Source organism: Streptomyces sp. NPDC002490, from assembly GCF_040296045.1.
Lineage (GTDB): Bacteria > Actinomycetota > Actinomycetes > Streptomycetales > Streptomycetaceae > Streptomyces.
In genome coordinates this window covers 208709-232969 of the sequence record NZ_JBEOWM010000003.1, presented here as the reverse complement: position 1 = coordinate 232969, position 24261 = coordinate 208709, and the positions used below count along the sequence as shown (strand labels likewise).

The following is a 24261-nucleotide window of genomic DNA, read 5'->3' as shown; positions in this document are numbered from 1 at the left end:
CGGTCACGGCTGGAGGTCGCGCTCGATCCTCGCCTGCTCGACCAACTCCTCGTAGGCGTCGGGCTCCGCCTCCGACAAGGCCACCGACCACGGGATCGGACAGGGCGGCGCGTGGTCGGGGTCCGGGCACAGCAAGCCGGTGATCCGCTCCTTCACCTCCTCGGCCTGCGCCCGGGTCGCGTAGATCCCCAACCGCACCTCGTAGACACCCTCGTCCACGGTTCCGCCTTCGCCTTCGGGCACGCCTCTTCCTCCTGTCGGGGCCGCAGCGGGGGCGGGGAGCCCGCCCCCCTCGGCTCCCCGTTCTACCAAACGCGCTTGGTGTCGCAGTGGCGTTCGTGGCGGCCCGGCGGCGTGGGCGGCCCGCGCCCGGCCGGAACCCGCTGCCGCGTGCGCGGCGGTCCTGACGGCCGGGGCGGGCACCAGACGGATCTGAGTAGCGGTGCTCATGCGGGGCGAAGGGCCGGTTCGAACACTGGAGCCATGACCGCACACGCACCGTCGGACCTCCCGCACCGCACCGCCCGCCGTCCCCTGCGCCGCTCGCGGGTCGCGCTCGCCCTCACCGCCCTGGTCGCACTCGCCCTCACCGCCTGCGGAACCGCCGCCCCGCCCGCCTCGTCGGGGGCGGCGAAGGACGCCGACGCCCCGACGGCCCGGGCGCAGCCGGCCGCGGATCGGGACGGCGTTCCGGAGGAGGAGTCCGAGGAGGCGGGGGACTTCGTCCTCGTCCAGGGCGGGCTGATGGCAGCCTGCGACGGTCCCGCACCCGAGCCCGTGGCCGAGGAGGAGGCCGGGGTGGAACCGCCGACCTCGCCGCCGCCGCTGGTGCTGGCCGACGAGGGCGAGCCGCTGCCCACCCGCACACCCGACCAGCCGGAGGAGCCGGAGGAGCCGCGGCTGGACGCCTTCGACCGGTGTCTGGCCGAGCGGAACGCCGAGCACCTCACCCGGGCCCTCGACGAGCTCGACGACCCCGCCCCGGACCGGGTCCGCGCGGTGTTGAACCGGCTCGACTACCCGAACGACCGCATCCACGGGCTGAGGCGCACCGGCGCCACCACCCGGTTCCTCGTGGACCTGCGGATGTTCGAGGGCGTGCTGGCGCTGAAGGGCTCGGTGACCCGGACCGACGGCTCCACCGAGTCCACCTTCGAACCGGTCGCCGTCACCCCGGTGGAGCCGATCGACCCGCGCCTGGCCACCGGCTGACGTCCGGGCCCGGTCACAGCCCGCGCAGGAAGTCCCCCAGCACCGCCAGGAACGCCTCGGGGCGTTCCAGCGGGGCGTAGTGGGCGGCGTCGGGGATCACCCGGGAGCGCCCGTGCGGCACGGTGCGGGCGAGTTCCGCCCCCTCGGCGAGCAGGTCCGGGGAGTCCAGCGCGCCGTTGACGACGAGCACCGGCACCGTGACCCGCGCGATGCGGGCCCGGGTGTCGGTCACCGGGACCCGGTGGTCGGTTTCGCCGGGGGCGTGCTTGGCGAGGGTGTGTCGGGCCATCTCCCCGATCCGGTCCAGGAGTTCGGGGTCCACCTGGTCGAAGGTGCGGTGCGGGCCGGGTGCGAAGCGCAGGAACTCGGCGAGCCAGCGTTCGGCGTCCCCGGCGGCGAGCGCCCCGAGGAAGGCGGACTGGACGTCCACCGCCCAGGGGTCGGTGTAGGTGAACTGGCTGGTGACCGCTCCGCAGACGACCAGTGCGCGGACCAGGTCGGGGTGTTCCAGGGCGGTGTCGGTGGCGATGGCCCCGCCCATGGACACCCCGACCAGCACGGCAGGGCCGGTGTCCAGGTGGCGCAGCAGGGCGGCCAGGTCGTCGGCCCAGCGGAAGGGGCGGGTGCCGTTGGCGGAGCGGCCGTGGCCGCGGGCGTCGGGCGCGATCACCCGGTGGCCGGCGGCGGCCAGGGCCGGGAGGTGGCCGTCGTGGAAGCGGTGGTCGAGGAAGCCGGGGTGGAGCAGGACCACGGGGTCGCCGGAGCCGAGGTCGCGGTAGGCGAGTTCGCCGTCCCCGGAGGTGAAGGAGCGCAGTTCCCCATCGACTGTCATGACAACCAAGGTGTCATGATGGTGTCCATGACCGACGACACCCCCGAGCACCCCCTCGACCAGCCCCTACCCCCCGACGAGCTCGGCCGCCGGCTCACCGAGGTGTTCGCCCTGGTGGGCCCGTTGTACCGGCAGGCGCTGCGCAAGGTGGAACGCGCCGCGCCCACCGCCGGCGTCTCCGTCGGGGTCCGCGCGGTCCTCGACCTGTTGCGCGCCCAAGACCCCCTGACCGTGCCCCAGATGAGCCGACAGCAGGCCATCAGCCGGCAGTTCTTCCAGCGCATGGTCAACGACGCCCTCGCCCACGGCTGGGTCGAGACCGTGCCCAACCCGGCGCACCGCCGCTCCCCGCTGATCCGGCTGACCGACCCGGGACGGGCGACGATCACCGCCGTCCTGGACCGGGAGCACCAGTTGATGCGCCGGGTCGGCGGCGAGCTCACCGAGGCCGAGGTCCGCACCTGCCTACGGGTGCTCACCGAGATGCTGCACACCTTCGAGGACGGCGGCGACGCCCCCGCCTGAACCGCCCCTCCGGCACGTCGACCCGCCGGAGGCGTCCGGCGCCTCCCCGTTCCGCCCGACGCCCCGCGGCGACGCGCCCCCTGGGCCACCGGCCCCGTCCGCTCCTACAGTGGTGCCACCGACGGTCCCGTCAGGGGCCGTTGACGAGCGACAGGGGGAGCGGATGGACCCGATCTCGGCGACGGTACTCGTCGCACTGGCCACCGGAGTCGGTGGGGAGGCCGGCCGACAGGCGTGGCTGGGACTCGGCCGGCTGGTGGGCCGCCGGCGCGGGGAACCGGACCCTTCCGCCGCGCCCGCCGGGGAGGAGGGCACGGACCGGGCGGACGGCACCGGGGCCCCCGTCGAGGACGGGTCGGAGCTGCCCGGCCGAGGGGAGCTGGTCGCCCTGACCGAGGCGCCGGACGACGAGCGGCGGGCCGTGGATCTGGCCGATGCGCTCACCGCCCGGGCGGAGCACGACGCGGAGTTCCGGGACCTGCTGGCGCAGTGGTGGGACGAGGCGCGGGAGGCCGCCGGCGACGGCGGCCCGGTGCACAACTCGGTCAGCGGCGGCACCCAGCACGGCCCGGTCGTCCAGGGCCGGGACTTCTCCGCGATCACCTTCAACCTGTAGGCCCTGCGCGGGCGGTGACGTGGCGGGCCGGAGCTACGCCTCGAACGCGGCCTCGGTGACGTCCCGCACCACCTCGGCGCGGTGGAAGGCGTAGGTACTGATCCCGGAGACCCGCACGACCAGGCAGAACCGTTCCAGCGAGGCCAACCCGCCGGCGATCTCCTCGTGGTCGCGGCGCAGCAGGTGGATCGCGGCCAGGTTGGTCGTGGAGGTCTGCCCGGCCACCAGGAACACCGGGCGGTCCGACTCCTCGGGCGTGAACTTGGCGACGAGCACGTACTCCTCGTTGCCCTTGTCGTACGGGTACTTCTCGCCGTCGACCTCGATGGCCACCGAGTCCGGGTGCTCGGCGTCGTAGGGGTGCATCACCACGCCCGGGAGGTGGGCGGCCAGATGGCCGCCGGTGCGGAGGTTGGCACCGCCGGTCGGCCCGCCCACGCAGAACTCGGTGCGGTCCCCGTTGCCGCCTCGATAGGTGCCGGTCTCCATCTCGATCCGACAGCCCAACTCGCCTGCCAGGAGGGCGACTTCCATGGCGGCCCAGACGTCCCGGTAGGTCGCGGTGCCGGGCGCGTTCCACTTGTTGCCCAGCACCACCAGACAGGTCTGCCCCGGCCGGACCCCGAAGAACGCGGCCCGCCGGTTCACCGCCCGCCGCTGCTTGGTCCGCTCCCACGCCCAGACGATGGCACCGCCCAGCAGGCTGGTCACCAGCCCCACCGCGATGTTCCCCAGTACCGACTGAATCGTCGTCCCCTCCCCCGTGCGCCCCCCGTTGTGCGCCCCATCGTTCCACGGGGCGCGGTGGGGGGACCAGGGGCGTCCGGGAGCGGCCCCGCCCCACCGGGAACCCCCGCCCCGCCGGTTAACCTCGCGCATGACGCACCAGACGACGACACCGGACCTGGCCGGCCGCGCGGAGCGGCACCGCGGCGAACTGCGGGTGCACTGCTACCGGATGGTCGGCTCGTACGCGGACGCCGAGGACCTCGTCCAGGAAACGTTGATCCGGGCCTGGCGCAAGCGGGACACCCTCCAGGACCCGGAGCGGCTGCGGCCCTGGCTGTACCGGATCGCCACCCGGACCTGCCTCGACTTCCTGGGCGGGCCCGCCCGCTCCCGGGAGGTGGCCACCGCCGCCTCCGCGATCGCCGAGGTGCGGTGGCTGGAGCCGTACCCGGACGCCCTGTTGGACGGGGCCATCGCCCGGGAGACCATCGAACTGGCCTACCTCGCCGCCATCCAGCACCTGCCGCCGCGGCAGCGGGCGGTGCTGATCCTGCGGGACGTGCTCGGGTTCCCGGCGGAGGAGACCGCCGGCGTCCTGGAGGTGACCGTCGCCGCGGTGAAGAGCGCCCTCCAACGGGCCCGGGCCACCCTGCGCACCCACCTGCCGGCGCGGCGCGCCGACTGGGGGCCGGCGACCGAGCCCAGCGCAACGGAACGGGCGGTGCTCCGCCGCTACCTGGCCGCATCCCGGGACGGCGACCTGTCGGAGTTGACCGCGCTGCTGCGCGAGGACGCCCGGCAGACCATGCCCCCGGTGGCCCGGGTGTACGAGGGCCGGGCGGCGATCCTGGACCTGTGGCGACCGGTGTACGAGGGGCCCGACGCCTGGGGCGCGTGGCGGTCCGTGGAGACGGTGGTGAACCGGCAGCCCGCGGCGGTGAACTACGTCCGGGCGCCCGGGGACACCGCGTACCGGGCGGTCAACATCGACGTGCTGCGGATCGAGGACGGGCTGATCGCGGAGATCACCACCTTCGGGCCGGAACTCCTGCCCGCGCTGGGTCTGCCCGCCACGCTCTGACCCCTCGCCCGCGGCGCCCGCCATCACGGCCGGTACGGAGTGACGCAGGTCACTCCGTACCGGCCGATTCCTTCTCCGGTGCCACCCCCGTCACAGAGGTGTACGCACACAGCCGAGCGCGGCAACCCCGCCGCGCCGTCGACCACCGAAAGCGGGCGACCCACCATGTCCATGAAGAACTTCGGCCGTCTCGTCGGCACCTGGCACGTCACCGGCGGCGCCGAGGGCACCGTCACCTACCGCTGGCTGGCCGGCGAGCAGTTCCTGGTGCAGGACGTCGACCTCACCCAGTACGGACAGCCCGTCACCGGCATCGAGGTCATCGGCCGGCTGAAGCCGTTCGGCGCCAAGCAGCCCAGCGAACACGTCCACTCCCGGTACTACGACAGCCAGGGCAACACCTTCGACTACCTCTACGAGATCGACGGCGACACCCTGACCATCTGGGCCGGCGAGGTCGGCTCCCCCGCCCACTACCGGGGCGCCTTCAGCGCGGACGGCAACACCGTCGACGGCGCCTGGGTCTACCCGGGCGGCGGCGGCTACGCCTCCACGATGACCCGCACCGCCGGCTGACCCCCACGGGCCCGGGGGCGCGGCACCCGCCGCACCCCCGGGCCGGGACGGGCTCAGTCGCCCTCGGTGCCCCCCTCCAGCTCGCCCTCCGTCTCCAGGAACACCTGGCGCAGGGCCTCCAGCGTCTGCGGATCCGGCTTCGCCCACAGCCCCCGCGACTCCGCCTCCAGCAACCGCTCCGTGATGCCGTGCAGCGCCCACGGGTTGGCCTCCTGGAGGAACGCGCGGTTCTCCGGGTCCAGGACGTACGTCTGCGTGAGCTTGTCGTACATCCAGTCGGCGATCACGCCGGTGGTGGCGTCGTACCCGAAGAGGTAGTCCACCGTCGCCGCCAACTCGAAGGCCCCCTTGTAACCGTGGCGGCGCATCGCCTCGATCCACTTCGGGTTCACCACCCGGGCCCGGAACACCCGGGAGGTCTCCTCCACCAGGGTGCGGGTGCGCACCGTCTCCGGCCGGGTCGAGTCCCCGATGTACGCCTCCGGCGCGGAGCCGCGCAACGCCCGCACCGTGGCGACCATGCCGCCGTGGTACTGGAAGTAGTCGTCGGAGTCGGCGATGTCGTGCTCACGGGTGTCGGTGTTCTTCGCCGCCACCGCGATCCGCTTGTACGCGCTCTCCATCTCCTCGCGCGCCGGCCGCCCGTCCAACTCCCTGCCGTACGCGTAACCGCCCCACACCGTGTACACCTCGGCCAGGTCGGCGTCGGTGCGCCAGTCACGGGAGTCGATCAGCTGGAGCAGCCCCGCCCCGTAGGTGCCCGGGCGGGAACCGAAGATCCGGGTGGTGGCCCGACGGGCGTCCCCGTGCGCGGCCAGGTCCGCCCGGACGTGGGCGCGCACGTGGTTCACCGCGTCCGGCTCGTCCAACTCCGCGACCAGCCGCACCGCATCGTCCAACAAGCCGATGACGTGCGGGAACGCGTCCCGGAAGAAGCCCGAGATGCGGAGCGTCACATCCACCCGCGGGCGGCCCAGCTCCTCCGCCGGCACCGCCTCCACCCCGGTCACCCGGCGCGAGGCGTCGTCCCACACCGGCCGCACCCCGAGCAGCGCCAGCGCCTCCGCCACGTCGTCGCCCGCGGTGCGCATCGCGCTCGTCCCCCACAGGGACAGCCCGACCGACGAGGGCCACTCGCCGTTGTCGTCCCGGTAGCGGGTCAGCAGCGAGTCGGCGAGCGCCTGGCCCGTCTCCCAGGCCAGCCGGGACGGCACCGCCTTCGGGTCGACGGAGTAGAAGTTGCGGCCGGTCGGCAGCACGTTCACCAGCCCGCGCAGCGGCGAACCGGACGGGCCCGCCGGCACGAAGCCGCCGTTCAACGCGTGCACGCAGTGGTCGAGTTCCTGCACCGTGGCGGTCAACCGCGGCACCACCTCCGCGGCGGCGAAGTCCAGCACCCGGGCCACGTCCGGGCCGTGGTCGGCGGCCACCACCGCGACCGCCGCCGGGTCCCAGTCCGCCGCCTCCATCGCCTCCGCCAGCGTCCGCGCCGCGGCCTCCGCCTCGTCCGCGCCGGTACGGGTCGCCGCCGACTCGTCCAGGCCCAGCGCCTCCCGCAGCCCCGGCAGCGCCGTGGTGCCGCCCCAGATCTGACGGGCCCGCAGGATCGCCAGCACCAGGTTCACCCGGTCCCCGCCCGCCGGCGGCGCCCCCAGCACGTGCAGCCCGTCCCGGATCTGCGCGTCCTTCACCTCGCACAGCCAACCGTCGACGTGCAACAGGAAGTCGTCGAAGCCCTCGTCGTCGGGCCGCTCCTCCATGCCCAGGTCGTGGTCGAGCCGGGCCGCCTGGATCAGCGTCCAGATCTGCGCCCGGATCGCCGGCAGCTTCGCCGGGTCCATCGAGGAGATCTGCGCGTACTCGTCGAGGAGCTGCTCCAGCCGGGCGATGTCCCCGTAGCTGTCGGCCCGCGCCATCGGCGGCACCAGGTGGTCGATCAGGGTGGCGTGCACCCGCCGCTTGGCCTGGGTGCCCTCGCCCGGGTCGTTCACCAGGAACGGGTACACCAACGGCAGGTCGCCCAGCGCCGCGTCCGGCGCGCAGGCCGCGGACAGCCCGGCGTTCTTGCCGGGCAGCCACTCCAGGTTGCCGTGCTTGCCCAGGTGCACCATCGCGTCCGCCCCGAAACCGCCGTCCTCACGGGCGGCGGCGATCCACCGGTACGCGGCCAGGTAGTGGTGCGAGGGCGGCAGGTCCGGGTCGTGGTAGATCGCGATCGGGTTCTCCCCGAACCCGCGCGGCGGCTGGATGACGATCAGCAGGTTCCCGCGCCGCAGCGCCGCCAGCACGATGTCCCCGTCCGGGTTGTGCGTGCGGTCCACGAACATCTCGCCCGGCGGCGGCCCCCAGTGCTCCTCCACGTGCGCCCGCAACTCCTCGGGCAGGGTGGCGAACCAGCGCCGGTAGTCGGCGGCCGGGACGCGCACCGGGTTCGCCGCGAGCTGCTCCTCCGTCAACCAGTCCTGGTCGTGCCCGCCCGCGTCGATCAGCGCCCGGATCAGCTCGTCGCCGTCCCCGGACACCAGCCCCGGGATCTCCTCCGCCGGCCCGAAGTCGTACCCCTCCGCGATCAGCCGGCGCAGCAGCGCCACCGCACTGGCCGGGGTGTCCAGCCCGACCGCGTTGCCGATCCGGGCGTGCTTCGTCGGGTACGCCGACAGCACCAGCGCCAGGCGCTTCTCCGCGGCCGGCACGTGCCGCAACCGGGCGTGCCGCACCGCGATCCCGGCGACCCGCGCCGCCCGCTCCGGGTCCGCCGCGTACGCCGGCAACCCGTCCTCGTCGATCTCCTTGAACGAGAACGGCACGGTGATCAGCCGCCCGTCGAACTCCGGCACCGCGATCTGCGTCGCCGCGTCCAGCGGGGACACGCCCTCGTCGTTCTCCTCCCACGCCGCCCGCGAGGAGGTCAGGCAGAGCGCCTGGAGCACCGGCACGTCCAGCCCGGTCAACGCGCCCGCGTCCCAGGACTCGTCGTCGCCGCCCGCCGAGGCGTCCGCCGGGCGGGTGCCGCCCGCCGCGAGGACCGTCGTCACCACCGCGTCCGCCCCGCGCAGCTCCGCCAACAGCTCCGGCTCGGGGGTGCGCAGCGAGGCCACGAAGCGGGGCAGCGCCCGTGCGCCCGCCGCCTCGATCGCCTCGCACAGCGTCGCCACGAACGCCGTGTTGCCGCTCATGTGGTGCGCCCGGTAGTAGAGGACGGCGACGGTCGGAACGACCCGTCCGTCCTCCTGTGCCTGTGCCTGTGCTTGTGCCTGTGCCTGTGCTTGTGCCGGGGTGCGCTCGGCGCACTCCAGCGGCCCCCAGGACGGGGCGGGCGCCGGCGGCTCGAAGCCGTGCCCGGTGAGCAGCACCGTGTCGGAGAGGAACCGGGCCAGCTGCGCCAGGTTCGCCGGCCCGCCGTGCGCCAGGTACGCGTGCGCCTCGGCGGCGAGGCCCACCGGCACCGTGGACGCCGCCATCAACTGGGCGTCCGGCGCCTGCTCACCGGTGAGCACGACGACCGGCAACCCGGTGGCGATCACCTGGTCCAGCCCCTCCTGCCAGGCCCGCACCCCGCCGAGCAGCCGCACGACCACCAGCCCGACCCCGTCCAGCAACCCGGCCAGGTCCTCCAGCGGCAACCGCGAGGGGTTCGCGAAGCGGTACGGCACCGGGTTGGCGTCGGCCTGGTTCGCCGACCTGTTCGCCGACCTGTTCGCGGCCCGGGCGGAGAGCAGGTCGGTGTCGGAGGTGGAGAGGAGCAGGACGTAGGGGGCGGGGGGCGGTGCCTGGTCCCGTGCCCGGGTGGTTTCCTCGGCCCGGGTGGTTTCGTCGGCCTGGGTGGGCTGGTCGTCGGCCGGGGTGGTCGGGCCGGTCCCGTCGATCGGGTCGTTCACCGGCGTGCCGGCCGGTCGGGACTGGTCGTCGGAGCCGTTCTCCTGGCTGGGCTGCTGCATGCGACGTCGGCCTTCCTCGGGGTGTCCGCGCCCCGGGTGCTGTCGGACGGCGGGAGTTCCTGGCTCGTCCGGCCCGTTCGACGGGCCGGTGACACAGTGGCGGGACCGCGCCGGAGTCGCACCGGCTTCCTCCCCTGGTGCCGTCATGGCGATGGCGGGCCCGGTTGACCCGCCGGGACCATCGTATGCAGGTTCCCCACCCGGCTGAATGGCGCCCGACGTGCGGGTTTCGTGCGGGCGGGGGTGGTGGCCCTGGCTGGCTCCGTCTCGCTCTGGCTGTGGTCGCCCTGTCCGCGGTTCCCCCTGCCTCGCTTGCTCGCCTGGCCCTGTACGTGGTTCGCCTGGTGGGGGTGAGTGGGTGCGCTTGGCCGGCCCCCTTGGCTAGCCTCGTCCTTGCGCTGTGGCTCGCGTTTCGGGTTGCTGGGCGGGAAGGGGTGTTGGGCATCAGGAAGGCCCTTCCGCTGGACGTGCACGAGCTGAGGATCGATGCAAGGGATTTGAACCTTTTGCCGGACTTTCAAGTTCTAAAGGAAAACTGGGTGTTGGCCGGCTAACGTCGCAGGTCGGGAAGGGTGGTCCCCGCGCACGCGGGGGTGGTCCCCACTTGTTCGACAGGTACAGGTCGTACCCGTTGTGGTCCCCGCGCACGCGGGGGTGGTCCCTCTTCCAGCCGCCCCGCCCCCTTGCACTTCGGGTGGTCCCCGCGCACGCGGGGGTGGTCCCGGGAACGAAGTTAGGCGCCCAGACCACTCCTGGTGGTCCCCGCGCACGCGGGGGTGGTCCCAGTCGGTCGACTGAGAGGGCGCTGATGCTCTCGTGGTCCCCGCGCACGCGGGGGTGGTCCCACCCACATCAACCAGACCGCGGAGCGGCTGACGTGGTCCCCGCGCACGCGGGGGTGGTCCCGCCCGGACCGGTGAGGCCGCGGAGCTGATCGAGTGGTCCCCGCGCACGCGGGGGTGGTCCCCTCCACGGCCGGCGCGGTCGGCGCGGTCCGCGGTGGTCCCCGCGCACGCGGGGGTGGTCCTCCCAGGCCCTACACAGAGGAATGCATGATGCAGTGGTCCCCGCGCACGCGGGGGTGGTCCGCGCGGGAGTCGGGGGCGGGGGCGGGGCGAGGTGGTCCCCGCGCACGCGGGGGTGGTCCCCGGCCCGGCTTCCCGTCGTCCGCCCACCCGGGGTGGTCCCCGCGCACGCGGGGGTGGTCCCACGATGGTCTCGTTGCCGTGTTCGTCGACGACGTGGTCCCCGCGCACGCGGGGGTGGTCCCGTCTGCGGCGAGGTGGCGCCAGTGATGCCCGTGTGGTCCCCGCGCACGCGGGGGTGGTCCGTACCACGCCCGTGGCTTGCTCTCCGACATGCAGTGGTCCCCGCGCACGCGGGGGTGGTCCCTCCGCGCTCTTCAGGCCGCCGACGACTTCCTTGTGGTCCCCGCGCACGCGGGGGTGGTCCCTCGGGCCGTTCAATGCGAGACGCGATCAGCAGGTGGTCCCCGCGCACGCGGGGGTGGTCCCACGCCCTGGGGCCTCCTGCCCAGCGACCACGGGTGGTCCCCGCGCACGCGGGGGTGGTCCCACCATGCGCGGCACCATGGGCCCCGGGTTCATGTGGTCCCCGCGCACGCGGGGGTGGTCCATCCTGGGAGAAAAGAAGCACTATCGCGAAGTGGTGGTCCCCGCGCACGCGGGGGTGGTCCGCCCGAGGCTGGCCTGGACTGGACGACCGGGCGGTGGTCCCCGCGCACGCGGGGGTGGTCCCGATCCGGCCACGACGGGCGTCACTCGCGCTCCGTGGTCCCCGCGCACGCGGGGGTGGTCCCGGCGGTGAGTCGATGCGGGATGCGATCACCCGCGTGGTCCCCGCGCACGCGGGGGTGGTCCCGCGATCCAGCTCGTCTTCAACGGCCTCGACAAGTGGTCCCCGCGCACGCGGGGGTGGTCCTTCGGTGAACTCGCTCTTGCCTCAGAGCAGGGCGTGGTCCCCGCGCACGCGGGGGTGGTCCCAGGACGCCGCCGGCGTTCCTGAACAGGACCTGGTGGTCCCCGCGCACGCGGGGGTGGTCCCAGGACGCCGCCGGCGTTCCTGAACAGGACCTGGTGGTCCCCGCGCACGCGGGGGTGGTCCCATCGAGCTGCGGGCCGGAGTCCGGTACACGCTGTGGTCCCCGCGCACGCGGGGGTGGTCCCGCCAGCAGTCGCCGGCCGCCATCTCGTCGAGGGTGGTCCCCGCGCACGCGGGGGTGGTCCCGTCGCGTACCCCACGAAGATGTCCTCGGCGACGTGGTCCCCGCGCACGCGGGGGTGGTCCCACGCAGTCGACCTCTGGCACGAAGAGACCCCTGGTGGTCCCCGCGCACGCGGGGGTGGTCCCGGGCGCTGGATGCCCCTGCACTCGTAGGCGTCGTGGTCCCCGCGCACGCGGGGGTGGTCCCCTCGTACCGGTTCACCGGTGACCCGGACGGGCGTTCCCCGCGCACGGGGGGTCCGGCTCGCAGATGTTCGCCGAGATCCACGCCGGTTCGCCCGCTGCCCGGATCGACTTCCGACGTGACTACGACTCGCTGACCTACCGGCTCTGCCACGTGCCCGCGCACGTCGCGCGCCGCGTCCGCCGGCTGATGGAAGCCCTCGGACTGCGCTACGTGGCCCTGGACTTCCTCGTTGATCGGGACAACCGCGACTGGCACCTGATCGACGTCAACCCGGGCGGCCAGTTCGGGTTCGTCCCTGACCTTCGCGCGCCCATCACCCAGGCCCTCGCCGATGTTCTGGAAGGAAGGCAATGACCATCGTCTCCACCGCTTCGGAGGAAGCCCGCGCCCACCTGGTCCGGAGCATGACCGACACCGGGGCGTTGACCTCTCCCGGCTGGACGGACGCGTTCCGCGGCGTGCCCCGGGAAGCATTCGTGCCCAGCTTCCAGGTCCGTCACGGAGACCAGATCGACACCCTCACCGCTCAGGACCCCGGCTTCCACACGGCGGTCTACCAGGACACCTCGCTGATCACCCGGTGGGACGCCGGCGGCACCGCCATCAGCAGTTCCAGCGAACCGTCCCTGATGGCCCGGATGCTGGAGGCGTTCACCGTCACCGACACCGATCGGGTGCTGGAGGTCGGCACGGGCACCGGATACAACACCGCCCTGCTCTGCCACCGCCTCGGCGAGGACCAGGTCGTCAGCATCGACATCGACCCCGAGCTGACGACCACGGCTCGGCAGAGCCTGGCATCCGTCGGCTACGTGCCGGATCTCGTCGCCGGCGACGGTACACGCGGCGTCGGCGACCGCGCCCCGTACGGTGGAATCCTCGCCACCTGCGGAGTGCACCGCATCCCCGCGGAGTGGGTGCGCCAGGTGCGGCCCGGGGGAACCATCGTCACGAACATCGGGACCGGCATCGTGCGCCTGAGCGTCGGCGCGGAGTCCGCGACGGGCGGGTTCCTGCCCGACCCGGCCGCGTTCATGATCGCCCGGCCCACCCCCGAGCAAGTGGCGCACCGTGCGTCGTCGTACACCGCGCTCGTGATCAACGGCACCGGCCGGGAATGCCGGATCGACCTGCCGGACTCCCAGGACACGCGCGGCTTCTACCAGGACTTGATGGAGGGCTGTGCCCTCGAAGTCGCCATGGCCCAGTACGACGTGCTCTCCATCGCCCTCACCGCCGGCGACACGGACGTGTACGGGCTCGTGCATCCGGACACCGGCTCGTGGGCCCGCGTCATCCCGGCCGGGAAGTCCACGGCAGACGTCGTCGTGGGCGGCCCGCGGGACCTGTGGACCGAGCGGGCGACGCTGACGGCACGGTGGATCGCCGCCGGACGACCAGGGCCCGGCGCCTACACCCTCACCGTCGAACCCGATGGCGCGCACACCCTCCAGCGCGAAGAGCCCACCACCACCTCGTGGCGGCTCTGACCCCCACCACCACGGCCGGAGCCGAACGGGTCCCGCCTCGGTGACGGTGGTGCCGGGGTGGACGTGGGCGACGCCGGTCCGGGTCAACGTTGCGGCTCATGGCGGGGTGGGTGTCGGCTGGGAGGCCGTCGACCAGGGGGACTTGGGTGACCCGGTCCACGGTCGGAACCGGGCGGCGGGCCGTGGACCGGCACCAAATCAGTCAGACCGTGTCTTGAGACCGAGCAGACCGGGCAGCACCACCGCACCTTCCATCACCCAGAAGAAGGGAACACTTCATGAGCGAACCGATGAACGCCACCGTGAACACCGAGGACGAGCTGCTGCCGGTAGAGATCGGTGAGATCGCCGAACTGACCGAGGGCCAGGGCGGCACCGGGAGCGAGGACAAGCGGCGTATGTACAACTGACGCCCGCGAGGTGGTGCGGCCCTATCCAGGGGCCGCACCACCCCTTCCCGTTCGTGACTCCGTCCATGGAGGAAGACATGATCTTCGGAGGTTCCTGTACGGCCCGCTCCGGTGAACCCCGCCCGATGGGCGCGGAGCCCGTCGCCGCCGGATCGTCCGTCTGGCGGCTCGGCCCGGGGCCAGCACGGGTTTCCGCTACTCGCGGCGGCCGACGCCGGGTCACGGTCCTCGGTTGGTCCGGCGGATCGGACCAGGAAGTTGCTCGCCTGGCGGACACCCCGCTCCCGACCGACATCACGTGGCGATGGCCCGGCACGTACACCGTGGTGGACGAGAACGAAGAGCTGGTGGCGCTGTACACCGACCCGGCCGCCGCCCAGCCCATCTACCTGGCCCGGCACGAGAACGACTGGGTGTGGTGCAGCTCCGCCCGCGCCCTGGCCGCGCTCACCGGAGCCGGTATCGACACCCAGCGGCTGGCATGTGCCGTCTTCCTGCCCTCGGTCCCCGCACTCGCCGACGGGCGGACCTTCTTCGCCGGGGTGAAACATCTTCCGCCCGGCAGCCGGATCGAGCTGCCGAGAAACGGGAGTGCTCCGCGCCGTGCCACCGTGTGGCGGCCCACCTCCGAAGGCGCACCGGAGCAACGTCTTCGCCAGGCCCTGAACGCGGCCGTGGTCCTGCGTACAGCGTCCGATCCGAACCTCGCGTGTGACATGTCCGGCGGACTGGACTCCACGTCCCTCGCCGTTCTGGCGGCGCAGGCACTCCCGCCGGGCAGCGACCTGAACGCCGTCACCATCCACCCCGAGGGCGACGAGACCGGAGCCGACCTGCGGTACGCCCGTCTCACCGCTGCCGCGCACACGGACCGAATCGTCCATCACCTGCTGCCGCTGACCGCCGAGCACCGCCCGTACACCCGGATCACCACCGTCCCCGCGACGGACGAGCCCACGCCCTCGACCCTGACCCAGGCCCGCCTGACCGGACAATTCCGCTGGATGACGGAACGTCTGGGCACCCGTACCCATATGACCGGCGACGGAGGCGACAGCGTCCTGTTCCAGCCACCGATCCGACTCGCCGACCTCGTACGACACCGGAGCATCCGACGCGTGGTGGGCGAAGCCCTCGGTTGGGCCCGGCTACGGAGGAGGCCGGCGCTTCCCCTGTTGCGGGACGCCGTCACGGTCGCCAGGGCCGGTCGGCACGAGGCACTGGCCGATCTCGCCCGTACGGTGGGCACTCCCGGCCGCGACGATCACGGACTGGTGCGCTGGTTCCCCTTGATGCCCTTCCCCTCCTGGGCCGAACCGGCGGCCCGGAAGGAGTTGGTTGCCGCCGCACACGAGGCCGCATCAGCACCTGATCAGCTACCGGGGCTCGATTTCTCCGTACGGTCCCTGGTGGACGAGATCCGCGAGGTCGCCCGCACGGCGACCGCCGATGCAGCTCTGGCGCGAAGTTGCGGCATCGACCTCCACAACCCGTTCCTCGACGCGGTCGTGATGGACGCCGTGCTGCGGACACCGCTCGACCGCCGCCCGGCCGTCCACGAGTACAAGCCGCTGCTGCGAGGTGCCATGGCGGACCTCCTGCCCCCGGAGGTCGCGGCCCGCACGACCAAGGGCAGCTTCGAGGCAGACCACTACACGGGGATGCGCGCCAACCTCCCGGATCTCCTGCCCCTCGCGGACGGGCACCTCGCCTCCTTCGGTCTCCTTGCCCCTGACCGGTTCCGCCGGAGCCTGCGGGAGGCGTCAGCTGGCGTGCCGATGCCGCTGGCCACAGTGGAGCAGGCACTCATGGCCGAAGCCTGGCTCATCGCCCACCACCGCGAACCCGCCCCCGTCTGGACGTACGAGCCCGTGGGGAGCGCACATGGCTGACCTGCCCGAATTCGCCAGCGCACCCGGTTACGTCCGTTCCGTGGATTTCGAGCATGTCCTGGTGCTCCTGGACTACCGGACCGGACGGGTCCAGTGCCTGCTCCCCGCAGCCGCCGCACTGTGGCACGAGGCCGCCGCCACGGGACGCTTGGACGCCATGGAACCCACCCTCGCCACGCGACTCCTCGACGCCGGCCTTCTGGTGCCGACCACCGCTCCGACCCCATGGCCCCTGCCGGTGAGCGCCAGGGCGCCTCTCGCGAGCTGGGGCGGCACCGAGCACACCGCAGGCACGACCCGTCCGGGCGTGGCGTGCTCCCCCACAGCCGTGGCCGCCCTCGGAACCGTCCTCGGGATCAAACGCGCGGGCACCCGACACACCGCCATGCACCGCCTCACAACCGTGATCAAGCACGCCGCGACAGCCGTCCGACGACCCGCCACCCCCACCGAGGCAGCCCTGGCCGTCAACGCCGTACGCCGGGCTGGCTGGTATTCACCGACTCGGACCGCATGCCTGGAGGAATCAGCCGCCGCCGTGCTACTTCTGGCCTCCCGCCGTCTCTCGGTCACCTGGTGTCACGGCGTCGCACCCGACCCCGTCCGACTGCACGCCTGGATCCAGACCGAGGACGGAGCCCCGGCCGCCGAACCGCCCTCGACCCTGTCCTTCACCCCCGCCCTCACCATCGGAGCCCGTCATCAGCGCCAGCACTGACCCCATCCTGTGGGTCTCCAACGACACCTGCGCCCTCGGCCCCTACCGCGCCGATCTCGTCGAGACGTACTGGCGCTGGGAACAGGACCCCGCCCTCCTCGTCGGCTACGGCCGCCAGACCCCCGAATCCCTGGAAGCCCGCACCGAGGGCATGACCCACCAACTCCGCGGCGGCAACCCCCGCTTCACCGTCTACGACCTCACCAGCGGCGAGCCCGTCCCCGCCGGAGTCACCACCCTGCTCCCCGACGACTCCGTGCGCACCGCCGAATACGTCATCATGCTCGCCCCCGAAGCCCGCGGACGCGGCCTCGGCACCCAGGCCACCCGCCTCACCCTCGACTACGCCTTCCACATCACCAACCTCCGCATGGTCTGGCTCAAGGTCCTCGCCCCCAACAAACCCGGCATCCGCGCCTACGAGAAGGCCGGCTTCCACACCGTCGGCGCACTGCGCCAGGCCGGCTACTGGCTCGGCCAGGTCTGCGACGAGATCATCATGGACGCCATCGCCGACGACTTCACCGTCCCCTCCGTGATCTCCCCTCTGCTTGGCAAATAGAACGGAAGCGATACACCACAATTTCCACCAACCCTTCGAACGAATTGATCTCCACTTCAAGAGAAATCCTGGTAGCACCAAGGCAACCACCTTCCGCTTGACGCCTTCGCCGAATCGGCGAATATCCAACCTCGACCTGCGCACTCCTCCCCAACCACGCCATCGAATCAAAGACGTTGACCAGGGAGACTTGGATGACCAGGTCCACCGTCGGCGCCGGGCGGGGGCCGTGTACCGGCACCGGCTCAGTCAGACCGTGTCTTGAGCGAGTCCCCCTTCGCCGAACTCGTTGACTAGCTTCGTTCTTGCCGGTGCTCGTGCCTCGGCCGTTGGGGCACACAAGGGAGGCACTCCGCTGAGCGTTCACAACCTTGGGATTGACATGAGGCTTTTGGACTCTTTGCCGGACTTTCAAGTTCTCAATGAAAACCGGGTATTGGTCGGCTAACGTCGCAGGTCGGGAAGGGTGGTCCCCGCGCACGCGGGGGTGGTCCCTGATATCAGTGCGCCACAACTCGCTGCCTGTCGTGGTCCCCGCGCACGCGGGGGTGGTCCCGACAAGCAGACCGTCGTCGTCGCGCGCCCTTTGTGGTCCCCGCGCACGCGGGGGTGGTCCCGCACTACAGGCGTCCGCCGAGACGTACGGGCTGTGGTCCCCGCGCACGCGGGGGTGGTCCCCCCGACGACACCCGCTCCCTCCTCATCGTCGGGTGGTCCCCGCGCACGCGGGGGTGGTCCCTGCGTGGACGGTTCGACATCATCCTGATCGACGTGGTCCCCGCGCACGCGGGGGTGGTCCCGTTCGTCGTCCAGGTCGTTGGCGTACGCCTGCGTGGTCCCCGCGCACGCGGGGGTGGTCCCGACGTGCTCCGAGCGGAGAACGCTGCCCGTCGGTGGTCCCCGCGCACGCGGGGGTGGTCCCGTGCCATCCGGCGTCGTGCGCAGCGTGGGTGCGTGGTCCCCGCGCACGCGGGGGTGGTCCCGCTCCGGTGTCGCGCATCGCCCGGTAGAACGTGTGGTCCCCGTGCACGCGGGGTGGTCCATCAGCCCACCCCTCGCCCAACGACTGGCGCTCGCCAGACCACGCCTACTGGGATCGCTCAGCCCCAGTTTCATTCGCCCAAGATCCAACTCAACCCGTCAAGCTCGTCGAGCCAGACCCGTTGGCCTTCCCGAGTGATGGTGACGCCGTAGCGGTCAGAGGCGGGGCGCCCCGCGTCCTGGTAGGTCCGGTGGGCCTCTTCGAGGAGGGTCCAGAGCGGGCGGGGGCCTGCCTCGCCCACTGTGTTGTCGGGCTGAAGTTGGGCGATGGAGCCGTCAGAGTGCCAGACCCGGGCGCCGGTGATCCCACCGTCCTCGCCCAGGTCGTACTGCCAGGTGAGGCCAGGGACGGCGATGCCCGCGAGGAAGCGGAAGTGGTTGTCGGCGATGGTCGCCGCGGGGAGGGTGGAGGGACGACCCGGGCCGGCCGGCAGCGGCGGACGGCGCGTCGGGACACCGTCGCTCGCCGTATGGCGGAGCGGCATGAAGAAGGCACCGTGGGGGAGGAAGCGGCCGGTGGCGGTGCCGGGGCCCGTGGGGTGGACACGGGCGAGGGCATTGCCCAAGGGGGCGAGGAGGAAGCCGTCGTTGGTGAGTTGCTGGAGTAGGGCCGGGGGGACCGTGCTGAGGCCACAGGTGACGATGATCCGGTCGTAGGGGGCGCGGTCGGGGGCACCGAGGGAGCCGTCGCCGGTGATCACGGTCGGTTGGTATCCGGCGGTGGCCAGTCGTTCGCGGGCGGGTCCGGTGATGTCCTCGGCGAGGTCGACGGTGGTGACGTGGTCGTCGCCGAGGCGGTGGGCGAGGAGGGCCGCGTTGTAGCCGGTGCCGGCTCCGATCTCCAGAACCCTCGTCCCCTCCGCCACGGCGAGCGCTTCGAGCATGGTGGCCATGAGGGACGGTTGCGAGCTGGACGAGGTCGCCGCGCCGGCCGTGCGGTGGGTGACCAGGCTGCGGTCTTCGTGGACGGCGGTGAACCACCGGTCGTCGCCGGAGATCCGCTCCCCGGAAGGCGCGTAGAAGTACGGGACGAAGACGTGCCGGGGGACCTCCTCGAAGGCTCGGCGCCATTCGGGGTCGGTGAGGTCGCCCGCGCCCACCAGGGTTCGGGCGAGGGCGCGGCGGGCTTCGGCGGCCCGGGTCGGGAGGTCGTCCGTGGTCATGGGTGGGCAGTGCCTTTCTGAAGGAGGTCGGCGATGGCGTGGGTGATCGGTTCGCGGGTGGGTTCGATCCAGGCCCACTGGCCGCCCGCGTTGACGTCGACCAGGTGGTGCGCGCCCCGGGTGTCCACGATGAAGTCGAGGGCGGCGAAGACCAGTCCGAGGCAGCGCATCATCTCGCGCACCGCGTCCTCCATCGAGGCGGGCAGGTCGACGGCGGTGTGGGTGAAGGCGTCGGAGTCCTGTCTCCAGTCCGGCCCGGTGTGGCCCGCCGGGGCCTGGATCGCGGCGGCGAACAACCGCCCGGCGACAACGGCGACGCGGACCTCGTACGCCCGGTCGGTGATCTCCCGCTGGAAGAGGTGGGCGGTCAGCGCGATCCGGGGATCGGCCCACTGTTCCTCGGGGACCCGGCGGGTGTAGAGCTGACCCCGGGTTCCGCCCTCGGTGTGCACGATCCCGCCCAGCACCTTCGTGACGATGCGCCCACCGCACCGCCGGGCGAAGGACGGAACGGCGGCCGGTTCATTGGTGATCAGTGTCTCCGGCACCTGGAGCCCGCTCGCGAGGGCGGCGGCCAAATGCACCGGCTTCGTGCAGTCGACGTTCGCCTGCGGCCGGTTCACCCACAGCACTCCGGGCAGCGACCCGAGTACCGTGAGGGCCCGCTTGGCCTGCCCGACGGCGAACCGCCGCTCCGGGCCGCTCATCGACTCGGGCAGCTCGTGGACGGTGGGCTTGCGCCACCACACCGCCCGCAGGCCCGACAAGTCGATGCCCCGGGCGTGGTCGTGCAGGGAGCCGGTCCAGCGGCCGTCCGCTCCCAGCTCCGTGCGCAGCGTCGTACGGGTGGGGAAGTCTGCGAGGTCGGTCCGCCAGAACGGGACCCCGCGTTCGTTCAGTTCCCGCAGGACGAAGTCCGCGGTGGGGTCCAAGGCATGGGTGACGACGAGCACGCGCGGCGGGAGTCCGCCGCGCGTGCCCTGGCCGACGCGGAACGTCATCAGTCGTCGTACTCGTCGTCGTTCTGGTCCGTGTCGACGGCGATGGCGTCCTTGCCGTCCGACTCGGTGTTGCAGGAGGTCTTGCTCATGGTCGGGTGGGCGTTGGCCGGGAGGCCGTCGACCAGGGAGAGCTGGGTGACCGGGTCGACGGTAAGCACCGGGCGGTGACCGTGGACCGGTACCGGGTCAGTCAGGCTGTCCAAACCGAACGGGCGGGTCTCGACCGGTCCGGCGGGCTCGGTCGCGATCTCGTGGGAGAGCGACGGGACGCGCTCCAACAGCAGGGACATGGGTTCCCTTTCGTCGTGGTGATGCTGCTCGGCCCTTCCCGGGCCGGGTGGACCGGGGATGCCCGCGCCCCGGGCAGGGCGTAACGGCATCCGTGCAGGCCGGCCGACACTCCGGCTTCGCCCCTTTCACGGGGTCGCGGACGGCCGGCTGTTCCAGGGAACCGCCGGACCCGGCGGACGGCCAGGAAGCCCGGCGGCCACAGGGCGGCCATTCACCGGCCACTTCGAACAGACGGACCGATCTTCCGTAACGCCGCTCATGGGTGTCTCAGTTGAACGTTACGTTGGAGAGGTCAAGCACGAGGGGGTACACGGTGGGGACCAACGGCAGGTTGCGGGCGGCGCGGCTCGACCGTGGGTGGTTGTCCCAGGAGAAGGCGGCCGAGGAGATCAGCGTGGCGGGTCGGCGCGCGCTCGGAGATCCGTACTTCACCGTCGGCGTGCGCACCTACCGCCGCTGGGAGTCGGACCGGCCGGGCTGGCCCCGGCCCGACACCGCCGCCGCCCTGCGGGCGAGCTTCGGCCTCAGTCCCGAACACCTCGGCTTCACTCCCCCACCTGGGCACCCGGCCCGTCTGCGCCGCGCGGAGGAGGGATCTTCCATGGAACGCCGCAGCCTTCTGGCCACCGGATCGGTGGCCTCGCTCGGCATGGTGAGCCCTGCCGATCTCAGGCCCCGGGACATCGACCCGGCTCTGGTCGGCTACTTCTACCAACAGCTCGGCGGCCACTACACCGCCGACATGATGCTCGGCCCCCGTGATCTCATCGGGACCGTCACCGAGCAGTACCGGCTGATCAGCGACCTCACCCGGGCTGCCAACGGCAGCGTGCGGGAGGAGCTGATCCAGGTCGGTGTCACCTACGCCGCGCTGGCGGGATGGCTCCACCAGGACGCGGGTCTGTGGGACTCCACCGCGTACTGGCACGGCATCGCACAGATGGATGCCCAGATGCTCGGGAACACCGATCTGAACGCGTACGTCCTCTCCAACATGGCCCGCCTCCGATCTGACCTGGGGGACGGCCGGGCCGCCGTCGACCTGTGTCGCCGAGGACTGGGCGAGCGAAGCCGGCTCTCGAACCGCATCCGCGTCAACCTCATGCACCAACAAGCACACGGCCACTCGCTCCTCGGCGAGCGGACCGCCGTGGACCGGCTCTTGGACGAGGCGTCAGCAGTGGTCGAAGCGGCGGACCCCGCCGTGCCCTGGGGCGGAGTCCACCACAACGCGTACTTCTTCGAGGTCCAGCGCGCCACCTGTTACGGCCGCATGGGCCTGTACGAGGAGGCCCAGCGGATCTGGGGCCGGATCAACGCCCACATGCCCCCGGCCGCCCGCCGCGACACCGGCGTCTACCTCGCCCGCCAGGCCGTCGCGCATGCCGCCACCGGCGAACCCGAACACGCCGTGACGCTGGCCGCCGAGTCCGCCGAGATCGCCTCCCAGACCCGCTCCGCCCGCCATCGCAAAGAGCTGGAAGCCCTCCGCGAGAGCATGAGCCGTTGGCAGAACGACCCCATCGGGGACCGTCTTGTCAAGGCCCTCAAGCCACTCGCAACTTGAAACCGTTGAACGAAGGAGATCGCCGTGCCCTCCACCCCGCTGACCAGCGCCGAGCTTGCCCAGGCCCTCGCCCACCTCCCCGGCTGGACCGTGGAGGACGGAAAGCTGACCGCCACCTTCGAGGCCGACCGCTCCGCCATCCCCTCCCTCTACGCGGCCGCGGCGGCGGCCGAGGACGCGGCCAACCACCATGCCGAGGTCCGGATCCTCTACGGGACGATCGGCTTCGCCCTCAACACCCACGACGCCGGAGGCGTCATCACCGCACTCGACACCGCCATGGCAACCCGCCTCACCACCCTCGCGAGCGAACACGGCGCCCGCCCCGCGTAGGGCTGACGCACGGCGGGCCCGACACCGCGGGCCCCGACACCCGCGCCCGTGCCCCCACCCGCACGCACGCACCACCGACGCGACGAGCACGGCGAACGACCGGGCCGGCCCTGGCAGGGCAAGGCCGGGGCCGGCCCGTCCCGGGCGAAGGGGCAAGGGCGTGAGCCCGGGGGCGAGCGCTGTTCATGTGCGACAAGGCATCGGCACATGGCGGATTCGGTCATGGAACGCGGCGGCGGGCGGGACTAGCGTCGATGACGTCCAGTCCACCGCACCCGACCGGGGAGAGCACCAGCGATGAGTCAGGCCACCGCCACCGAGGACGCCGGGACCTTCGAGAGCTACGTGGAAGCCGTCCTCGACGTGTTGGCCGCCGCGCCGGACCGGCCGGTCGTCACCACGGGCGAGGGCGTGGTGGTCCGGGCGGCGGACTTACACCACCGGGTGCTGCGACTCGCCGGGGAACTCGAGGCGGACGGGATCGGGCCGGGCTGCACGGTCACGCTGCTCACCGGCAACACCGTCGAGGCGGTCGTCGCCCGCTACGCGGCCAACCTGACCGGCGCCCGGGTGGTCAGCTTGTACGAGGGCATGAGCCCGGCGACGATGGCGCACATCATGGCGAGCGTCGACAGTTCACTCCTCCTGGTGGACGGTCAACGCCAGCGCACTGCACGGGAGTTGCAGGAACTTGCCGATGTGCCCCGGATGCTCTCGCTGGGTCCGGGCGACTTCGCCGAGGACGTGCTCGCCAGGGCCGCGCACCGCCCCGCGCGGCCGATGCGCGGCCGGGTCGGCCCGGACGACCACTGCCGCATCGGGCACACCGGCGGCACCACGGGAATCCCCAAGGGCATCCCCGCGACCCACGGCCCCCTCCGGCGCGGCCTGGACTTCCGGTTCGAGAACGCCGGCGTCCCGCCCCGGCTGCTGGTCTGCACCTCGCTCTCCCACATCGCCGGGTTCCTGGTCGACCAGGCGCTCTACCAGAACGGTTCGGTGGTGCTGCGGCACGCGTTCGAGCCGGGGGAGGTGCTGGCCGCCGTCGAGCGGGAACGCGTCACACACACCTGGCTGTTGCCGCCGCTGATCTACCAGCTGCTGGACCACCCGGACCTGGCCACCACCGACCTGTCCAGCCTGACCCGGATCACCTACGGCGGCACTGCCGCCTCGCCGACCAGGATGCGGCGGGCGGCCGAGGTCCTGGGGCCCGTGCTCTACGGGATCTACGGGCAGTCCGAGGCCCAGCTGATCACCACGGTGTCGCCCGCGGAACTCCTGCGCACCGGCCCGGGCGGGCGGCTCACGGTGGGACGGGCGGCACCCGGCGTGGAGGTCGTCATCCGCGGCGCCGACGGCACCGACCTGCCGCCCGGGGAACCCGGCGAGATCGTGGTGCGCTCGCCCGCGGCGATGCCCGGCTACTGGAAGCAGCCCGAACTCACCGCCCAGGTGCTGCGGGACGGCTGGGTGCACACCGGTGACGTGGGCTGCCTCGACGAGGACGGCTACCTCTACATCGTGGACCGGATCAAGGAGATGATCGTGGTGGTCGGGGGCCATGTGTACCCGTCCGAACTGGAGGACCTGCTGTTGGGCCACCCCACCGTCGCCCAGTGCACGGTCTTCGGCACCCGGGACGAGGACGCCGTCGAACGCGTCCACGCCGCCGTCGTGCCCGTCCCCGGCCAGCGTCCCTCCCTGCCCGAGATCCGTGACTACGTCACCACCCGCAAGGGCCGCCTCTACGCCCCCGACGCCCTGCACCTGGTGGACGCACTCCCGCTCACGGCGGTGGGCAAGCCCGACCGGCGGCACCTGGCCGACCGCTTCCCCGGCTGAGGAGCCGG

The 24261-nt window shown here is 72.5% G+C and carries 21 protein-coding genes, 2 CRISPR repeat arrays and 1 riboswitch; of the genes, 14 read left to right on the top strand and 7 right to left on the bottom strand.

Annotation, left to right across the window (positions count from 1 at the left end; genetic code table 11):
• Nucleotides 1-3: 3 nt before the first annotated feature.
• Entirely contained in the window at nt 4-243 is a 240-nt protein-coding gene (locus ABT092_RS03450; protein WP_351239257.1) for a hypothetical protein, read from the bottom strand.
• Nucleotides 244-483: 240 nt separating this feature from the next.
• Here ABT092_RS03450 and ABT092_RS03445 point away from each other — a divergent pair, with 240 nt between their 5' ends.
• A complete protein-coding gene (locus ABT092_RS03445; protein ID WP_351239255.1) occupies nt 484-1212 on the top strand; it encodes a hypothetical protein in 729 nt (242 codons plus the stop codon).
• 13 nt (nt 1213-1225) lie between these two features.
• Here ABT092_RS03445 and ABT092_RS03440 read toward each other — a convergent pair whose 3' ends face one another.
• Nucleotides 1226-2044: an alpha/beta fold hydrolase gene (locus ABT092_RS03440; RefSeq protein WP_351239253.1), complete on the bottom strand. Its 819-nt coding sequence runs from the start codon at nt 2042-2044 to the stop codon at nt 1226-1228.
• A 27-nt stretch (nt 2045-2071) separates the two neighbouring features.
• On the opposite strand from ABT092_RS03440, the gene ABT092_RS03435 reads away from it, so the two are divergent.
• Together ABT092_RS03435 and ABT092_RS03430 are read left to right on the top strand one after the other, a co-directional pair.
• The gene (locus ABT092_RS03435; RefSeq protein WP_351239251.1) at nt 2072-2569 is read left to right on the top strand and encodes a MarR family winged helix-turn-helix transcriptional regulator; all 498 of its coding nucleotides are present in this window, start codon (nt 2072-2074) and stop codon (nt 2567-2569) included.
• Nucleotides 2570-2732: 163 nt separating this feature from the next.
• A complete protein-coding gene (locus ABT092_RS03430) occupies nt 2733-3185 on the top strand; it encodes a hypothetical protein (protein WP_351239249.1) in 453 nt (150 codons plus the stop codon).
• 33 nt (nt 3186-3218) lie between these two features.
• Here ABT092_RS03430 and ABT092_RS03425 read toward each other — a convergent pair whose 3' ends face one another.
• Nucleotides 3219-3896, bottom strand: coding sequence for a hypothetical protein (locus tag ABT092_RS03425; RefSeq protein WP_351239247.1), 678 nt, complete (start codon nt 3894-3896; stop codon nt 3219-3221).
• Nucleotides 3897-4062: 166 nt separating this feature from the next.
• Here ABT092_RS03425 and ABT092_RS03420 point away from each other — a divergent pair, with 166 nt between their 5' ends.
• Nucleotides 4063-4995 (top strand): RNA polymerase subunit sigma-70, encoded by a 933-nt coding sequence (locus ABT092_RS03420; protein WP_351239245.1) that lies wholly within the window; start codon nt 4063-4065, stop codon nt 4993-4995.
• Nucleotides 4996-5160: 165 nt separating this feature from the next.
• Nucleotides 5161-5571: a hypothetical protein gene (locus tag ABT092_RS03415; RefSeq protein WP_351239244.1), complete on the top strand. Its 411-nt coding sequence runs from the start codon at nt 5161-5163 to the stop codon at nt 5569-5571.
• Nucleotides 5572-5624: 53 nt separating this feature from the next.
• Here the strand turns inward: ABT092_RS03415 and cobN are convergent, their stop codons facing one another.
• On the bottom strand, nt 5625-9509 hold the full coding sequence (gene cobN, locus ABT092_RS03410; RefSeq protein ID WP_351239242.1) for a cobaltochelatase subunit CobN: 3885 nt from the start codon (nt 9507-9509) through the stop codon (nt 5625-5627).
• A gap of 53 nt (nt 9510-9562) precedes the next feature.
• A riboswitch (cobalamin riboswitch) is annotated at nt 9563-9641 on the bottom strand.
• Nucleotides 9642-10081: 440 nt separating this feature from the next.
• Nucleotides 10082-11940: a CRISPR direct-repeat array (repeat unit 29 nt; unit sequence GTGGTCCCCGCGCACGCGGGGGTGGTCCC).
• A gap of 63 nt (nt 11941-12003) precedes the next feature.
• Here cobN and ABT092_RS03405 point away from each other — a divergent pair.
• From ABT092_RS03405 to ABT092_RS03380, 6 genes are all read left to right on the top strand, one after another.
• Nucleotides 12004-12294 carry a hypothetical protein gene (locus ABT092_RS03405; protein ID WP_351239240.1) on the top strand — a complete coding sequence of 97 codons (291 nt, stop codon included), beginning with the start codon at nt 12004-12006 and terminating at the stop codon, nt 12292-12294.
• Nucleotides 12291-13430, top strand: a complete 1140-nt coding sequence (locus ABT092_RS03400; RefSeq protein WP_351239238.1) for a methyltransferase domain-containing protein — start codon at nt 12291-12293, stop codon at nt 13428-13430. The genes ABT092_RS03405 and ABT092_RS03400 overlap by 4 nt, the downstream gene beginning before the upstream one ends.
• A 278-nt stretch (nt 13431-13708) precedes the next feature.
• Nucleotides 13709-13840 carry an albusnodin family lasso peptide gene (locus ABT092_RS03395; protein ID WP_351239236.1) on the top strand — a complete coding sequence of 44 codons (132 nt, stop codon included), beginning with the start codon at nt 13709-13711 and terminating at the stop codon, nt 13838-13840.
• Between the two features lie 65 nt (nt 13841-13905).
• Entirely contained in the window at nt 13906-15732 is a 1827-nt protein-coding gene (locus tag ABT092_RS03390) for an albusnodin/ikarugamycin family macrolactam cyclase (RefSeq protein ID WP_351239234.1), read from the top strand.
• The gene (locus ABT092_RS03385) at nt 15725-16450 is read left to right on the top strand and encodes a lasso peptide biosynthesis B2 protein (protein WP_351239232.1); all 726 of its coding nucleotides are present in this window, start codon (nt 15725-15727) and stop codon (nt 16448-16450) included. Before ABT092_RS03390 ends, ABT092_RS03385 begins: the two co-directional genes overlap by 8 nt.
• Before the next feature lie 4 nt (nt 16451-16454).
• On the top strand, nt 16455-17012 hold the full coding sequence (locus tag ABT092_RS03380) for a GNAT family N-acetyltransferase (protein ID WP_502968379.1): 558 nt from the start codon (nt 16455-16457) through the stop codon (nt 17010-17012).
• 466 nt (nt 17013-17478) lie between these two features.
• Nucleotides 17479-17995: a CRISPR direct-repeat array (repeat unit 29 nt; unit sequence GTGGTCCCCGCGCACGCGGGGGTGGTCCC).
• Between the two features lie 129 nt (nt 17996-18124).
• Here the strand turns inward: ABT092_RS03380 and ABT092_RS03375 are convergent.
• The 3 genes from ABT092_RS03375 to tgmA are packed head-to-tail and all read right to left on the bottom strand — an operon-like array spanning nt 18125 to nt 20507.
• On the bottom strand, nt 18125-19216 hold the full coding sequence (locus ABT092_RS03375) for a methyltransferase domain-containing protein (protein ID WP_351239230.1): 1092 nt from the start codon (nt 19214-19216) through the stop codon (nt 18125-18127).
• Nucleotides 19213-20217: an MvdC/MvdD family ATP grasp protein gene (locus tag ABT092_RS03370; protein WP_351239228.1), complete on the bottom strand. Its 1005-nt coding sequence runs from the start codon at nt 20215-20217 to the stop codon at nt 19213-19215. The genes ABT092_RS03375 and ABT092_RS03370 overlap by 4 nt, the downstream gene beginning before the upstream one ends.
• Nucleotides 20217-20507: a putative ATP-grasp-modified RiPP gene (gene tgmA, locus ABT092_RS03365; protein ID WP_351239226.1), complete on the bottom strand. Its 291-nt coding sequence runs from the start codon at nt 20505-20507 to the stop codon at nt 20217-20219. The genes ABT092_RS03370 and tgmA overlap by 1 nt, the downstream gene beginning before the upstream one ends.
• 263 nt (nt 20508-20770) lie before the next feature.
• On the opposite strand from tgmA, the gene ABT092_RS03360 reads away from it, so the two are divergent.
• The 3 genes from ABT092_RS03360 to ABT092_RS03350 all read left to right on the top strand — a co-directional run bounded on the left by ABT092_RS03360 (nt 20771) and on the right by ABT092_RS03350 (nt 24253).
• A complete protein-coding gene (locus ABT092_RS03360; RefSeq protein ID WP_502968376.1) occupies nt 20771-22075 on the top strand; it encodes an NsdA family TPR-like regulatory protein in 1305 nt (434 codons plus the stop codon).
• A 24-nt stretch (nt 22076-22099) separates the two neighbouring features.
• Nucleotides 22100-22408, top strand: coding sequence for a 4a-hydroxytetrahydrobiopterin dehydratase (locus ABT092_RS03355; protein ID WP_351239222.1), 309 nt, complete (start codon nt 22100-22102; stop codon nt 22406-22408).
• A 297-nt stretch (nt 22409-22705) separates the two neighbouring features.
• Nucleotides 22706-24253, top strand: coding sequence for an AMP-binding protein (locus ABT092_RS03350; RefSeq protein WP_351239220.1), 1548 nt, complete (start codon nt 22706-22708; stop codon nt 24251-24253).
• Nucleotides 24254-24261 lie beyond the last annotated feature (8 nt).